18 protein-coding genes are annotated in these 13988 nt (G+C 57.7%); 3 read left to right on the top strand and 15 right to left on the bottom strand.

Going from position 1 to position 13988, the window contains the following annotated elements; translation table 11 throughout:
* Positions 1-83 precede the first annotated feature (83 nt).
* Entirely contained in the window at positions 84-725 is a 642-nt protein-coding gene (locus AC1RMX_RS24630; protein ID WP_096822053.1) for a winged helix-turn-helix domain-containing protein, read from the bottom strand.
* A 291-nt stretch (positions 726-1016) separates the two neighbouring features.
* Positions 1017-1757 carry a winged helix-turn-helix domain-containing protein gene (locus AC1RMX_RS24625; RefSeq protein WP_493073349.1) on the bottom strand — a complete coding sequence of 247 codons (741 nt, stop codon included), beginning with the start codon at positions 1755-1757 and terminating at the stop codon, positions 1017-1019.
* 505 nt (positions 1758-2262) lie between these two features.
* Here AC1RMX_RS24625 and AC1RMX_RS24620 point away from each other — a divergent pair.
* A complete protein-coding gene (locus tag AC1RMX_RS24620) occupies positions 2263-3093 on the top strand; it encodes an undecaprenyl-diphosphate phosphatase (RefSeq protein WP_493073296.1) in 831 nt (276 codons plus the stop codon).
* On the opposite strand, the gene AC1RMX_RS24615 is transcribed toward AC1RMX_RS24620, so the two are convergent.
* Entirely contained in the window at positions 3094-3465 is a 372-nt protein-coding gene (locus AC1RMX_RS24615) for a DUF2388 domain-containing protein (RefSeq protein ID WP_096822050.1), read from the bottom strand.
* Between the two features lie 84 nt (positions 3466-3549).
* Positions 3550-4524 carry a tRNA dihydrouridine(20/20a) synthase DusA gene (dusA, locus tag AC1RMX_RS24610; protein ID WP_493073294.1) on the bottom strand — a complete coding sequence of 325 codons (975 nt, stop codon included), beginning with the start codon at positions 4522-4524 and terminating at the stop codon, positions 3550-3552.
* Positions 4525-4663: 139 nt separating this feature from the next.
* On the opposite strand from dusA, the gene AC1RMX_RS24605 reads away from it, so the two are divergent.
* Positions 4664-5815, top strand: a complete 1152-nt coding sequence (locus tag AC1RMX_RS24605; protein ID WP_493073293.1) for a tyrosine-type recombinase/integrase — start codon at positions 4664-4666, stop codon at positions 5813-5815.
* Here AC1RMX_RS24605 and AC1RMX_RS24600 read toward each other — a convergent pair.
* The 11 genes from AC1RMX_RS24600 to AC1RMX_RS24550 all read right to left on the bottom strand — a co-directional run bounded on the left by AC1RMX_RS24600 (position 5790) and on the right by AC1RMX_RS24550 (position 13503).
* Positions 5790-6065 (bottom strand): pyocin activator PrtN family protein, encoded by a 276-nt coding sequence (locus AC1RMX_RS24600; protein ID WP_493073292.1) that lies wholly within the window; start codon positions 6063-6065, stop codon positions 5790-5792. The two genes, AC1RMX_RS24605 and AC1RMX_RS24600, sit on opposite strands and share 26 nt — an antisense overlap.
* Positions 6066-6075: 10 nt before the next feature.
* Complete coding sequence (locus tag AC1RMX_RS24595; RefSeq protein ID WP_493073290.1) at positions 6076-6321, bottom strand: hypothetical protein; 246 nt, start codon at positions 6319-6321, stop codon at positions 6076-6078.
* Positions 6318-8120, bottom strand: coding sequence for a DNA cytosine methyltransferase (locus AC1RMX_RS24590; RefSeq protein WP_493073288.1), 1803 nt, complete (start codon positions 8118-8120; stop codon positions 6318-6320). The genes AC1RMX_RS24595 and AC1RMX_RS24590 overlap by 4 nt, the downstream gene beginning before the upstream one ends.
* Positions 8121-8405: 285 nt before the next feature.
* Positions 8406-8669 carry a hypothetical protein gene (locus AC1RMX_RS24585; protein ID WP_493073287.1) on the bottom strand — a complete coding sequence of 88 codons (264 nt, stop codon included), beginning with the start codon at positions 8667-8669 and terminating at the stop codon, positions 8406-8408.
* Positions 8670-8749: 80 nt separating this feature from the next.
* Positions 8750-9046 (bottom strand): DEAD/DEAH box helicase family protein, encoded by a 297-nt coding sequence (locus AC1RMX_RS24580; RefSeq protein WP_493073286.1) that lies wholly within the window; start codon positions 9044-9046, stop codon positions 8750-8752.
* Positions 9047-9093: 47 nt separating this feature from the next.
* Positions 9094-11817 (bottom strand): toprim domain-containing protein, encoded by a 2724-nt coding sequence (locus AC1RMX_RS24575; RefSeq protein WP_493073284.1) that lies wholly within the window; start codon positions 11815-11817, stop codon positions 9094-9096.
* A 6-nt stretch (positions 11818-11823) separates the two neighbouring features.
* Positions 11824-12057 carry a hypothetical protein gene (locus AC1RMX_RS24570; RefSeq protein ID WP_253149653.1) on the bottom strand — a complete coding sequence of 78 codons (234 nt, stop codon included), beginning with the start codon at positions 12055-12057 and terminating at the stop codon, positions 11824-11826.
* A gap of 75 nt (positions 12058-12132) precedes the next feature.
* The gene (locus tag AC1RMX_RS24565; protein ID WP_493073283.1) at positions 12133-12504 is read right to left on the bottom strand and encodes a hypothetical protein; all 372 of its coding nucleotides are present in this window, start codon (positions 12502-12504) and stop codon (positions 12133-12135) included.
* Positions 12501-12791, bottom strand: a complete 291-nt coding sequence (locus AC1RMX_RS24560; protein WP_038979812.1) for an Ogr/Delta-like zinc finger protein — start codon at positions 12789-12791, stop codon at positions 12501-12503. Before AC1RMX_RS24560 ends, AC1RMX_RS24565 begins: the two co-directional genes overlap by 4 nt.
* A complete protein-coding gene (locus AC1RMX_RS24555; RefSeq protein ID WP_493073282.1) occupies positions 12788-13261 on the bottom strand; it encodes a YmfL family putative regulatory protein in 474 nt (157 codons plus the stop codon). The genes AC1RMX_RS24560 and AC1RMX_RS24555 overlap by 4 nt, the downstream gene beginning before the upstream one ends.
* A 29-nt stretch (positions 13262-13290) precedes the next feature.
* Complete coding sequence (locus tag AC1RMX_RS24550) at positions 13291-13503, bottom strand: DNA-binding protein (RefSeq protein ID WP_015634841.1); 213 nt, start codon at positions 13501-13503, stop codon at positions 13291-13293.
* Positions 13504-13587: 84 nt separating this feature from the next.
* On the opposite strand from AC1RMX_RS24550, the gene AC1RMX_RS24545 reads away from it, so the two are divergent.
* Positions 13588-13935 carry a helix-turn-helix domain-containing protein gene (locus AC1RMX_RS24545; RefSeq protein WP_493073280.1) on the top strand — a complete coding sequence of 116 codons (348 nt, stop codon included), beginning with the start codon at positions 13588-13590 and terminating at the stop codon, positions 13933-13935.
* Positions 13936-13988: the final 53 nt, after the last annotated feature.

The following is a 13988-nucleotide window of genomic DNA, read 5'->3' as shown; positions in this document are numbered from 1 at the left end:
GACAAAGGAAGGTTAAACCAAGCAAAGTGCTTTTTTATTTTTGTAATTGCACTTGCTTCTGTTCATTGATGGGAAGGCTGTGCTTAGGCAATAACTTCCTGGATCAGGCAATAACCGCGATTACGGACAGCGCGAAACAGTCGCTCACCGTTACTGGCACTTTTGAATTTGTCTTGAAGACGGCTCAGGCACATCTCCAGACCGCGATATTGTTCCGGTTCCCGACCGATGCTGAGAATCAGATCGTCGCGACTGACAACGCGTTCTTCATGGTGCAGCATTTTCCTGACCAGTGCGGTTTCGAGGCCGGTGAGACTGATCTCTATATCCTCCCGGACGAGTACGCCTTGATCGTTATCAAGATGCCAGGCTTCTGTGACCGGCCGGGAAGTGTCATTGACGTCCGACGTTATGGCCTGGGTGTTCTGGAATGAATGAGTAGATTGTGCAGCCAGCCATTCGGACTCGAGGGTGGCCAATATTCGCTGGGTATCATGTTCAATACTGCGAGCGACGCTTTTCCTTGTGCCGCGTGGGTAAGTGAACTCCATCAGCGTGGGAGTGGAAGAGGGCGAAGCAACACCTTCAACAAACATCTGTGCCTGAGACGTACCAAACGAATTGAAACGCTCACTGGAGAGAATGCTCTCGAGTTCGCGCTGCGACGCGGAATTGTTCGTCACGACAACAAAATATTTTCTTGGGAGGGTTGTACTGGTTTCCATGTCTCTCTCCTGAAATAACGCACCAAATATGGCTAAAAGGTATTCGGCAGACGAGTAATAACGCGCTCGGAAATAATCGACAGGCAGGGTCTGGGCCCAATTATGGCCGCGATAAGTTCCACTTGGTCTGCTTTTAGAGTAATGATTTATTGTTATGTTTAAGTGTTGCAGCGCTCATTCAATTGACAGCTTTTTATTGGATAGATATTGCGGATAAAGCGGTGAGACGTTGGATTTTCATAGCGTTGCATCAGACGTTCCCTCGTATGCTGCAAATGATGATTTCCTGACTCAGGCGGTCGAGATCAACCCCCTCATCAGGCGGTAGCCATACCCGCGAATGCTCTGTATGGCGTTCGTACCGTACACGTCCTTGATTTTCCCACGCAAGCGGCTGATGGATTTTTCCAGTGCCCGGGGATCGTAGAAATTGCTGTTGAGCCCCATGATGCTGGCGATTTCATCATGGCTGAGGATGTGATTACTGGTCTGCGCAAACGCTTCCAGAATCTTCATTTCGGCAAAGGAAATGTCCAGTTTCTGGCTGGTATCCGACAGGCAGATACGGGTGGGGTCCAGCACCAGGTCGATATCCCTGAGCCATTCTTCACTGCTGAAGAACTCACCGAACAACTCGCCACCTTCGTCGGCCAGCGTATTGAGCTTGATACAGAAGTCGGCCCCGGCAAGATGGTATTTGATCTTGCTGTAGGCGCCGCGCCCTGTAATGACCGCGCAAATGATCGGCTTCAAGTTGTCGGCACGCAGGTTTTCCACCCGCGCCAGATTGTCTTCGAGTGCCTGGGGAGTGTCGATGATGATGAAGATGGCTCGATAGGAACCGTGATATTCATTTTGCTGATATGAACTAGTGAAGGAGTTGGCCTCTAGAGCCAGATCGGTCTGCACATGCTGCGCGATCAACGCTCTAAAATGTTCAGCCACAGCACGGGTACGGGCCAGAGTGAGAACGCCTGGCTCGTTGTTTGTTCGGTGTGGGCTGTTAGTCGCCAAGTTCCCTGTAAGCATGATGCGTTGACTCGAAAAAGTGCTGACATCGGGATGTTAAAGCACCGGTTCTCATCTGTGACTGACAATTGGTAACATTTACGCGGTTTTTAGACGTGGCTCCCGAGTTTTCTAACAATAATTAAGCATTTCAAGCTTTTAGTTGATTTTCTCGGGACTGTGAACTAACGAAGCGAAGGCCGTTAGATGGTGGCGATGTGCAATGGTGCCACTATTTTGTAACTATGGCGACCTGTTTTATGTCCTATGGCCACTATTGATCGTGGCTTGAAACTGGAGAATGTGAGGTGGGTCACATTTTAGGGTGTGAGGGATTTTTTTGCTACTAAGAGAACAAGTTCACAGACGGACGATTATTAACATGGCTTGAGTGTGTCTTTTGATAAGACATATTCTCCGTCACCGAGTCGGGCAATGGGTCTGGATCTACCAATTGTTTAACTTCAGATACCCAATGCCTGAATGCAGTTGACCGGGCGCTCTTTACGAGCGTTCTGACGGAGGATTAATGGATTTACTGACCTTGTTCAAGGTGTTGATTTTAGGTGCGGTAGAAGGTCTCACCGAGTTCTTGCCCATCTCCAGTACGGGCCACCAGATTATCGTTGCCGACTTGCTCGATTTTGGTGGCGAACGCGCCATGGCGTTCAACATCATTATTCAACTGGGTGCCATTCTTGCTGTGGTCTGGGAGTTTCGGCCGAAGATCTTCGAAATCGTCAAAGGCCTGCCGACCCAGCGCAATGCGCAACGATTCACGCTTAATTTGATGATCGCATTCTTCCCGGCGGTCGTCCTGGGCGTGTTATTCGCTGATGCCATTCATCATTACTTGTTTAACCCGATCACCGTCGCTGTCGCACTGGTGGTGGGCGGTATCGTGATGTTGTGGGCCGAACGTCGGGATCATGTGGTGAGCGTCGAGCACGTCGACGACATGGCCTGGTCCGACGCGTTGAAGATCGGTTTCGTACAGTGCCTGGCGATGATTCCGGGTACTTCGCGCTCCGGCTCCACCATCATCGGCGGCTTGCTGTTCGGCCTGTCGCGCAAGGCCGCCACGGAGTTCTCGTTCTTCCTGGCGATGCCGACCATGGTCGGTGCTGCGGTGTACTCAGGCTACAAGTACCGGGAACTGTTCCAGGCGGGCGACTTGCCTGTGTTCGCCCTGGGCTTCGTCACCGCGTTCGTGTTCGCGATGATCGCCGTACGCGGCTTGCTCAAGTTCATTGCGAACCACAGCTACGCCGCGTTTGCCTGGTACCGGATCGCGTTTGGCTTGCTGATCCTGGCGACGTGGGTGTTTGGCTGGGTGAACTGGACGGAAGCGACTGCCTGATCACTGACTGCTGATCAGCGCCGCGACGGCGAGGTCGCTCAACTCCGTATCTGGCGATTCCTGACGAAAACGCTGCAAGGCTGACGTGAAATACGCAGCCTTCAGCATGCCGTCGCTGGCGAGGTAGAGTCGCGCGTCTTCCAGCTCCTCGGCGGAGTAAACGCGTTTATGGCTTTCGGTGGTTTCTTGCGAGGCCGTAAAGGGCGTGAGCAGCAAAGAGACAAGCGTGAAACCAGACAGCTTGGTCACCTCCCATGGCGTATCGGTGTTACCCAGACACAGCCCGTCGCAGTGGGCCTGAACATTGGAAGTGATGCAAAACAAGGCAAGGAGGGTGCAGCGCTTGAAGCCAGGGAAATTCAACGTGGGCATAAACAAAAGACATCCTGTCAGTACATCAAAAGAATTACAGCCGCGGGCAACGGTCATTCGTTGCCCGCACATTCAACGCCTCGATCAACGACCGGCCAACAACTCCGCCGCCTGATCCAGCAACGCCAACGGATCCTTGGCCTTGTGAATATCCACCGACAACAACTGCCGAAACTTGCGCGCCCCCGGGAAACCGGTGCCCAGGCCCAGCACATGGCGCGTGATGTGATGCATCGCCCCGCCAGTCGCCAGATGCGCGGCAATATAAGGTCGCAACTGCGCCAGCGCCTCGGCCCGGGTGATCACCGGCGCTGAGCTACCGAACAACTGCTGATCCACTTCGGCCAGCAGATACGGATTGTGATAAGCCTCACGGCCCAGCATCACACCGTCAAAGGTCTGCAAATGCTCATGGCAGGCCTCCATCGTCTTGATCCCGCCGTTCAAAATGAACTCCAGCTCCGGAAAATCCGCCTTCAACCGCGCCGCCACGTCATAACGCAGCGGTGGAATGTCCCGGTTCTCCTTCGGCGACAACCCCTCCAGAATCGCGATCCGCGCATGCACCGTAAAACTGGTGCACCCGGCATCCCGCACCGTGCCGACGAAATCACACAGCTCCTCATAACTGTCCCGCCCGTTGATCCCGATCCGATGCTTCACCGTCACCGGAATCGACACCGCATCACGCATCGCCTTCACACAATCCGCCACCAACTGCGGATGCCCCATCAGGCACGCACCGATCATATTGTTCTGCACCCGATCACTCGGGCAGCCAACGTTCAGATTCACCTCGTCATAACCGTGCTCCTGCGCCATACGCGCACAGGCGGCCAGGTCCAGCGGGACACTGCCGCCCAACTGCAAGGCCAAAGGGTGTTCGGCTTCGTTGTGACGGAGGAAACGTTCGTGATCGCCGTTGAGCAGAGCGCCAGTGGTGACCATCTCGGTGTAGAGCAGGGCGTTTTTCGACAGCAGGCGTAGGAAGAACCGGCAGTGACGGTCAGTCCAATCCATCATGGGTGCAACACTAAAGCGCCGAGACAGCGTAGGCATTGATTTTACTGGGCTAAGGCTCTGATTCTGTACCATTTTACTCAACGTGTTTTCGGCGTGTTTTAGGGCGTTTTCAGGCGTTTTTCAGGTCTCGGTGGTACGATGTACCACTTCAAAACTGACGCGTACCACTTTCGATATGGCAGCTATCAGGGCAAGAAAACTGGCGGATGGGTCTGTGAGCTACACCGCTCAGATCCGCATCAAGCGTGACGGAGTGCAAGTCTACCAAGAGAGCCAGACCTTCGCCCGGAAACAGGCTGCGCAGGCGTGGGCGCGTAAGCGTGAATCGGAACTCGATGAACCAGGTGCGATCGAGCGGGCAAGCCGCAAGGGCGCCACTGCCAAAGAGATGATTGATCAGTACCTGCGCGAAGTCGAAAAAGCGCGGCCGCTGGGCAAAACCAAAAAGGCCACGCTCAGTGCCATCGGCGCCAGCTACTTCGGCAAGCTCAACGATACCGACATCAATACGCAGTGCCTGGTGGACTTCGCCCTGTGGCGGATGAGTGGTGAAGGGGGAGGCGTCCTGCCGCAAACCGCCGGTAACGATTTGGCCCACCTCGGCGCTGTGCTTTCCATCGCCAAAGACGCATGGGGCTATCAGGTCGATCCGCTGGCCATGTCCGGCGCTCGGCGGGTGCTGCGCAAACTCGGCTACAACCTCAAGAGTCGCGAGCGGGACCGCCGTCCGACACTGGATGAGCTGGGCCAGCTCATGACGCACTATGAGGATATGCAGGCTCGACGTCGAAGCGTCACCAATATGCTGAAGGTCGTAGGCTTCGCCCTGTTCTCCACCCGCCGCCTCGACGAGATCACCCGCATTCGCTGGGCTGATGTAGATGAGCCTGGCCAGCGAGTGTTGGTGCGGGACATGAAGAACCCTGGGCAGAAGATCGGCAACGACGTCTGGTGTTACCTGCCGGATGAAGCATGGCGAACACTCCAAACAATGCCGAAAGCAGGCGACGACATATTCCCGTACAGCCCTGAGTCTATCTCCACTTCCTGGGCGAAAGCCTGCAAGTTTCTGAACATCGCTGACCTGCACTTTCATGACCTCCGCCACGAGGGTGTCAGCCGTCTCTTTGAAATGGACTGGGATATTCCGCGCGTGGCGAGTGTGTCGGGGCACAGGGATTGGAATTCACTGCGACGCTACACCCACCTGCGCGGTAAGGGTGATCGGTATGTGGGATGGGAGTGGCACGAAAAGATATTGAGGGCGCCCGTCCAACTGGGCGCCGCATCAATGAAGTGGCTCAACAGGCGGGTTTTAAGCCGTTGAGCTGATTGTTTTCTTTCACAGCGGCGGCGCGCTGGAGATCGAGATAAGCAGCCAGGTCGCCGATGTGAATGCCCTTCGCGGATTTCTGGCTCGGCTCCAGGCGGGTGATTGGAATCTTGATCTGGCCACTCAGCACCTTGCGCTGGAACATGTCCGGCGTCAGGTGCGTGAAGTAGTCGCGGCACACCCGATCAAGCGGGATGATCGCCTGGCCGTCGTACTGGGCCATCAGAATAAATACTGTGTTCATGATGCACCCCTCACATCCGAAACGATTGATGAATGAATATCGGCTGCGCAACTTCCTCCACCGGAGTTTCAGTCTGGACGTCGCAGACAAACCGGTGCCGCTCCCGGTTGGTCGCTGTCAGCGCTTTGGTCAGGCCGGGGATAGCGTCGAGGCATTGTTCGTAGGCGGTATCTCCTTTCCAGTGTTGAACCGGCAACACCTGGCAATCCGTCCGAGTTGCGTCCGCGCACAGATGCAGCAGCAGGAAAACGGTCATAGCGCGGCCTCCTGTTGCGCCACGCTCAGGCCTACCGCTATCGGGCGAACCCAGATCGGCATGCTGTTGAGCATGAAGGTTTCGCCGGAGGCAGCCAGCAACAGCGTGGTACCCATCACATCGGCAATTGCTTCGGCGGCGTATGGCGGCACCGCGTTGCCAATCCGCTCACGCCATGCCTGATCACTCAGACCGTCCAGCTCGAACTGTTCCTCCGGCTCGACCAGGCTTTGTAGAGCGGCCAGCTCCAGCGTGGTGAAGGGGCGGTGCCAGGTGCCGTCGATACTTTCTATCACGCAGGTCAACCGGTCATTTGCCTCTGGCATGCGCGGATCCGCCACCGACCAGCGCCCGTTGTCCTGCTTGGCGCTGGCCGACACGGCTCCGCATTGCTCGTTCCAGCGGACAACGCCGTAGTGACCGCCAGTCAGGTAGGCATCACCCTTCGTGCGCTTCATGCCTGGCCGAGGATCTGCAATCGAAAGCGCGCCGCTGGCCACCTGCTGCGATCCGGTGACCGTCCCGGCGGTTTTATCCCATGGGCAAACCCCCAACTTCCGACTGCTAGCTCCGGTGTGCCAGTTGTGATATCGCGGATCTTGCACAGCGAAGGCGCCTTGTCCCGTTGTACTGCCGGCGATGACCGTTCCGGCTGCGTTGTCGAACGGGGTAACCAGGTACTTGCCGAAGCCGTCGCCAGGCCGGCGAGGATCAGCAACACTGAATGTTCCTTGCCCGGGCGACTTGACGCCGATAACCGCACCACTGGTTTCATCCCAACGGCGCACGCCGTACTGCTGGTATTGCAGGGATCCTTCCCGGGCGCGTGGATCGGCTACCGAGAACGCACCGTTCGTTGGGCTGCTGCGCCCAGCAACTGTGCCGGCGGTGTCTTGCCATTCATGCACACCGAGGTAACCCGAGCGGTATTCCGGAACGATTACCAGGTCTCGCAGGTAGCCGTCCTCGATCGCTAAATCATTCAGGCTGCGCCAGTCTTTGCCAGCGGTTACCAGGGCGAGTCGAACCCATGTTTTCCATTGCAGCGCTGGTACCCGATGCATCGGGCCGGCCGCTTCGATGTCGCCGGCGAGGGGCATGCGACCGAGGATCGAACCGACAGACTTGAGTGTCTTCTTTTCCGGCTCGTACAGAAACGGCGGCACCTTTTCTATGTGACGGGCTACCAGCAGAAAGCGCTTGCGGCTCTGAGCCAGACCGCCGATGACGCCGCAGTCGTGAGTGGTTTCGGCGACTGCGTAACCGAAATGCGACAGCACCTTGTTGATCTGGTCCAGCAAATGCCGGCCGCGAGTAGCCAGTCGTGGCACATTCTCGAACACCAACAGCGGGACCGGGTCATCCTTCCAGGCTTCACCAAACAACCAGATGCAGCGCAATGTCAGCTCGTTCAGGGCCTGGTACTTCGGCGTAAGGCTCATCTTCTCTGACAGCAAGCCCGAGGCGCCTTTGCACGGGCTGGAAATGAACACCGCCTCGGGCCGCTGGTAGTTGGCCGCACGTCGAACATCCTCGACGGTCGCTTCACGCCAACCTGGTGGCGGCTCTTTCCCGTGGAAGCGGACGTACTGATCACGAGTGAACAGATCCAGCAGCGTGCCTTTGACCCCGCTCAAACGCTCGAAGTCGGCCAGCCCGGCCGCATCAATGTCGATGCCGCCGATGCACTGCCATTCCGCTTGGACGTTGCCCACGACGGGCTTGGATTTATTGAAGCCTTTGGCGCCGCCACCGAGGCCGCAGCAGAAGTGAAAGTGTTTGAGTGTTCGCTTGAGCATGGTGCTTCTTCCTTTGCAGGCGATGGGGAGTTGCAGCTCCCCGTTGTTCGCCCGGTGATTCAAATCAGCGCGCGTAGCGCCGTGGCTTGTTCTTCTTCGCTTCCGCCTGTGTCGCCATCAGCTCGGCCCACTCGGCAGACTTGCGCTGCTGTCGGATCCGACTACAGGCCTGGTGCTTGCGGGTGGATCGGGCTTTTCCGCAGATGTCGCAGCAACTGGGAAGGTCAAGCCGATGGCTCGCCATAGGCGGGCGAGTGCGTACGGCAGAGTTGACTGAGGGTTGCATCAGGCGTCCCCCAGCAATGCGCGGGTGAGGGCGTTGCGCTCGCCTTGGTGGGTGAGTTTGTTCAACGGCTGCACGCTGGTGCGGCCGTTTCGAAGCTTTACGACCGCCGTTGCGCGGTCGATCTCTGCAATTTTCCCTTCGCGAACGCTCAGACTGACGCTGTGCCCGGTGCTGCGTGCGGCGACGAAAGTCACGTCGTCGCCGACTTTGAAGGCGTTCGTGGTAGCCTCTGTGCCGCCACTACTTGGGTTTTGTGCTTGCATGGTGCTTCTCCTTTGGGGTGGTCGGTGTCGAGGGATTGCAGTCCCTCGGCACCACTTCTTTTGTGGCGTGAACTCATTGATCAGCCGGCGCGGCGAACCAGGTGAATCGCCAAACCTTTAAGCTGCTCGTTGCCAGCAGCCTCCTTCTGCCACTGCAAAACCTCTTCGATTTGTTTGGTCGAGCAGTCATCGACAAGCAGCGTCCGCTCGCCACGCTCCAACCTGACTTCCATGATTCCGAGCAGGCCGTGATGCGAATACGCATCCGCATGAATGATTCCGGCCTGCCTGCCTTCGGCCAATTGCTGCGCCTCGATCGATCTGAGTTTTGTCGTCTTACCCGTGCCGGCGTCGCCGGTGATGACGTGTACTTGCATGGTGCTTCTCCTTTGGAAAGTGCCCAGCGTTGCAGCGCTGGTTGCAGTTACGCGCTCTGAAAAATCCAGCAGCGCACAGTCGTGGGTTTGTTGAACATCGCGTTGCCGGCGGCCTGTGAAGCACGAACCGCGCTGTACACCGCCTTGTTGGTTTCAACCCATTTGCGGCTGCGGCTGTTCACCAGCAGCCCACGCAACGTCTTGAGGTCGGCAAGGTTCTGCCGATGCTCGCTGGCCTTCTCGGCGAATTCGTTGAGGTTGATTGCGATGAGTTTCGGGTCGGTGCTGTGATTGACCTGCGGGCCTTCGCCCAGGCTTTCGAGGTATTCGAAGACCTCCCAAAACTCGGCAACGAGCGGGTGATCAGCGCTGATCGCGGCCTGCCGTTCCAGTGCCATGGTCATCAGCGCCTGCTGTGTCGTGGCGACGTGGTTGTCCTCGAGCGGGCAAACCAGACGCAGGCAATCGACCAGGGCCATCAGTTGGCTGTGGTTCTTGATGATGCGTTCCACGCGGATGTCCTTGAGCTTGCGCAGATGCTGTTCGTGAACGAGGACTCGCTCGGCAAACTTCGCCATCACCTGGGCTTCCGCACGCACGGCCAGCAGCAGGAAGTGGCTCAGCTGTTCGACCGGGATCAGGTTCAGGTTGTCCGCTGCTGCACGGCTCTCGGTGGTGACTTCTGGGCGTGCAAAGTGCGATTTGATAATCCGGGTCAGGATCGCTTCAGACGCGCTGACATCGGCGTTCTGGCTGATTGCAATCGCACCCCGGAACGGTGGCTCGTAGGTCTCATTACCGCTTGTCTTCATGCCCTTGGTGCCGAGTGTGCCGCCGCCGTAGAAGTCCTTCAGCTCGTCCCAGTCGAAGCCCTTGGCGTGCGCTTTATCCGGCTCGTTGCGATCGCCCTCGATCAGCACCACCGGCATGTTGGAGACCTGGCCCATGGCGCGCTGACGACCGGCGCGGGTCGATTTCGACGGGTCAAAACCTTCATGCTCGCGGCCCAGCAGTTTCCACAAGAAGGTCAGCAGCGTAGTCTTACCGGCACCGGCCTCGCCGGTGACCTCAAGGAATGGAAAGGATTTGTACTGCGCCCGAATCTGCTCGGCGAACAGCGAGCCAAACCAAAATGCCAGGGCGACGATGCCCTTCGCACCAAAGCACAGCCACAACATCGGCAGCCAGTCGGTCCGGTACTCCTTGGCGTCGCGCTGGATGTGCATGGCGATCGACTTCTGCAGCGTCTTCAACCGCAGCTTGCCGAACTCGAAAAAGTCCTCCTTGTTCACCACGCTGACGATGCCGCCACGGACAGCCAGGTCGCCGAACACGTAGCAACTGTGCAGTTTGCTGTAGCCGATGAAGTCGATGGTCTCGACGGTCTTCAGGCCAAACAGCTGATCCTTCATGATCTTGTCGAGCTGCTGCCCACTGCCGGTGAACACAGCGCCGGCGGCCATGCTGAGCAGGCGCTTCTTGAACTCGCTGGCGGCGGCGACCTGGCCACCGGTGAAGGTGTTCTTGACGCTGCCGCTGTCGTGCGGAAAATCAACGCGGAAGTAGTACCAGGATTCGTCGGTGACTTCGTTGCGCTGGAAGTACAGCGCCTGCGGGTAGCAGTTGGCGATTTCGACGACGCCGCCGCATTGGCGAAGGGCCTTGTCGCGGCGCTGCTTGTCGTTCAGCAACTGGTCTTCGTGGCGCTCGGAAGACTCCAGCGCTTGCATGGCCTTGTTGAATTTCTCCAGGTCCATCTTGAACCAGTAGAGCCGGCTCTCGAACCCGAAGTGAAACTCGTGACGCTCGCGCCATTCGTACATCAGCACGCCTTTCTCTGATGCGCTTTCGGCGATCAGCAGCGCCCCAAGATGGCGAGCAGCATCGAGGTCTTTCTCCCGCTGCTTAGCTCGTTCTGACTCTCCATCGATGAACGTCCAGCGCTGATGCAGGTCGTTCCAATCAACCTTGCGGCCATCGGCGGGTTGCGGGATCTGCGCGGCCTCAGACTGATAGCCCAATCCGCGGGACTGACGTACCCAGCGCTTCGTGTACTTGTGCGCACCAGGCTCGTTGTCCAGAGCCCACACCAGCCTCGGCAGCTTCCCGCCGCGCAGCCGCGCAAGCTCTTTCAGAGACTCTTCAGGGAAAGCGCCTGACGACATGGCCGACGCAGCTGCGATCCCGTGGTGCACCAGGGCAATGGCGTCGAAGATGCCCTCGACGATCCAGAGTTCGTCGACGGCCAGCAGATCAACGCACGGTGGGCACCACCAAACTCCCTTGTAGCTGTCACCCTTCTTGAACCGGGCTTTCTGCTTGCCGAACCGGTGCGGTCGATCAATCAGGCGTTCCCAGTGGCCGCCCTTGTCCAGCGCGAAGCGGACGGTTGCACTGCCAGCATCCAGTTCTGGAGAGTAAAACGTTTCCTGCGTGTACCAGCCCTGGATCAGATCGAGATTGAAGCCTCGGGCAAACTCCAGATAGGCCCGAGCAGTCGCGGTCGGATGCTGATCGGTGGAAGGGGCGCGACCGCTCCAGTCATCAAACAGATCGTCGTAGATTTCTTTGACGTGCCAGGTTTGGCCGCACTTGCTCTCCCGGCCACAGATGATCAGATACGGGTTGTTGTGGTTGGTGTACAGCTCCTTCTTATTGCAGGTGGGGCACTTGCCGCCACGCATGTAAACGGTGTGCGGTCGATGCTTCAGCTCGTAATCGCGCTCAAGGCGGCGCAGCACTTCGGCGCGTAATTTGTCTTCCATCTTCATCGGGGCTTACTTCACTTCGCCGAGGCTTTGTTTGAGGGCGCCAATCAGGCGTTTTTGCGCGGCCATCACTGGGAAGGCCGATAGCAGCGAGCCGTGCCGCAAACCCTCGGGGATCATGCGAAAGCGATCGTCATACCAGTACTCGTTGAACTGCATGGAGTACTGCGCGCGCAGTGCCTGGAGCAGGGCTTCGGCCTGCGCTCGGGGCAGTTTTGCGGTGATGGCGATGTCGATTTCCATGATCCACCTCGGATTTCAGGCAAAGCTCACCCAAACCCACAGGAAGCGGGGCAGGGCGGGATGTTTAAAAAGGGGTTACTGAGGGTGGTGCTTGTGCGCGGAATCGCGCTGAGCCAGCAGGGTCTGCGGCAGCAGCCTTGCCGGTACCGGGTAGCGCATGTCTGCGCGGGTATCGATTAAGTGCACGACCGTGCAGCCGGGGCTGTTGCCCCAGTCCACACCGATCCACTTGCGCTGATTGATCACCTGCAATTCAGTCCAGGCGTTGTGCACCAGTCGCTCCGCCATGAATACAGGCACTTCCAGCGACGTGGCCAAGTGGCGAACGCAGTTTTCGTAAAGCAGGTCCGAGTCCACCAGGTACTGCGCCTCGTGCCGTTGCAGATAAGCGAACGCGGCGCGTTGCATGCTGCTGCGGTAGTCGTGGGTCAACTGATCGTGATTCATTGCGCACACTCCATTTCCATTTGGTCGAGCAGGTCGGGTTGATCGTTGGCGGTCTTCATCGCGGCACGACGCAGAGCGATGTCGGCAATCGGCAAACGAACCGATGGGTTGGCCATGCCGCTGGGGCTCATTTCGTGAGTCATTTCGAACTCAGCACGCACCGACCAGCCGCAGGCTTCGTTGGTGCATTGCAGGTAGGCCACCCGCAGGAAAATGTGTGTGCCTTCGCTGGTGCGGATTCGCATGCGACCCAGGCAATGCGGGCAGACAAGTTTGTAAGTACTCACCCAGCGATCCCCCGACCGTGCAATTGAATGGTTGCCAGCACTTCGGCGTAGCGGGCGGACATGTACTTCATAAGGGCGGCGATGATGGTTTCCGCCTCTCCCGGTTCAATGACTCCGTCGTCCAGGGCTTTGGCAATGATCTGGTCAACCATGCCGCGTTTGGCGGCAGCTCTAACCGAACGGTTGTACAACTCAACGTTGTCCAAGGAGGCAGGGACTGCCACTGGAACAAACATGCCCCCGTACTTGCCGGCGATGTAGTCCGCCAAATACGACGTCCCAGCAATTTGTTCGAGGCGGTAGACATGGTCGTCGCTCAGCGGTCGGCAGCCGGCGCTCTCGTAGGCTTGGTTGTCGAACTTCTTGATCGACATGCCGAGTTGCGCGGCGGCGTACAGTCGACCGCCTGGGTAGGCGCCAATGACTGCGCTCATCACGTCTTTCCGGTTGGCTAGAACTGAACGTTTCATCTTCTGGTTTCCTCCCTGAGCCAACCGGCCTAGTTTGTGACGACGCCGTCTTTGATTCCGAGTAGTACCGCGGCGCGGTGAGACTCGCCCCGCAGGCATTTTTTCTGCCCGTTCAACACGGCATACACCGTGGACGGAGTGAGGTTGTGCTGATCGGCCCAGTCCTTGGCCGACAGACCTTGATGCGCGAGTCTTTCGCGGGCTTCCTTGCACGCTTGCTCCGTGGGGTATCCGTTCGGCATAGTCTCGTTTCGTGTGATTTCGTGTGATGACAGGCGAAGTATTTCCCATGAATGTGGGAATGTCAATTCGCCGTGGAGACATTTGTGGGAATTGGTGATCGCCTAAAAGAAGAGCGCGAGCGGCTGGGCTTCAATCAGACCGAATTCGCAGCGAAGGCTGGTGCCTCGAAAAACAGCCAGTACAACTATGAGAAGGGCGAACGTAGCCCGGATGCGACCTACCTTGCGGCTGTGGCTGAGCAGGGCGTTGATGTGTTGTATGTGGTGACCGGTGAGCGCAAGCCCACGACGGTCGAAAGCATCAATGCCGATGCAGCGAAATTTCTTGGGTTCTATCAGCACGTCACTGACCTGGATCGTGAAGTGCTGTTGCGCATGGTTTCGGCCTTTGCGAAGGCCGCGAGCATTGATGGGAAAAAGGAAACCGACTGACCTGGTCAAGCGCTGACAAGGCAAGTGGAAGCAACACGCCGGCCACGAAGGCC

Source organism: Pseudomonas sp. GW822-FHT03F04, assembly GCF_058801405.1.
This window is presented reverse-complemented; position numbering and strand designations above follow the sequence as displayed.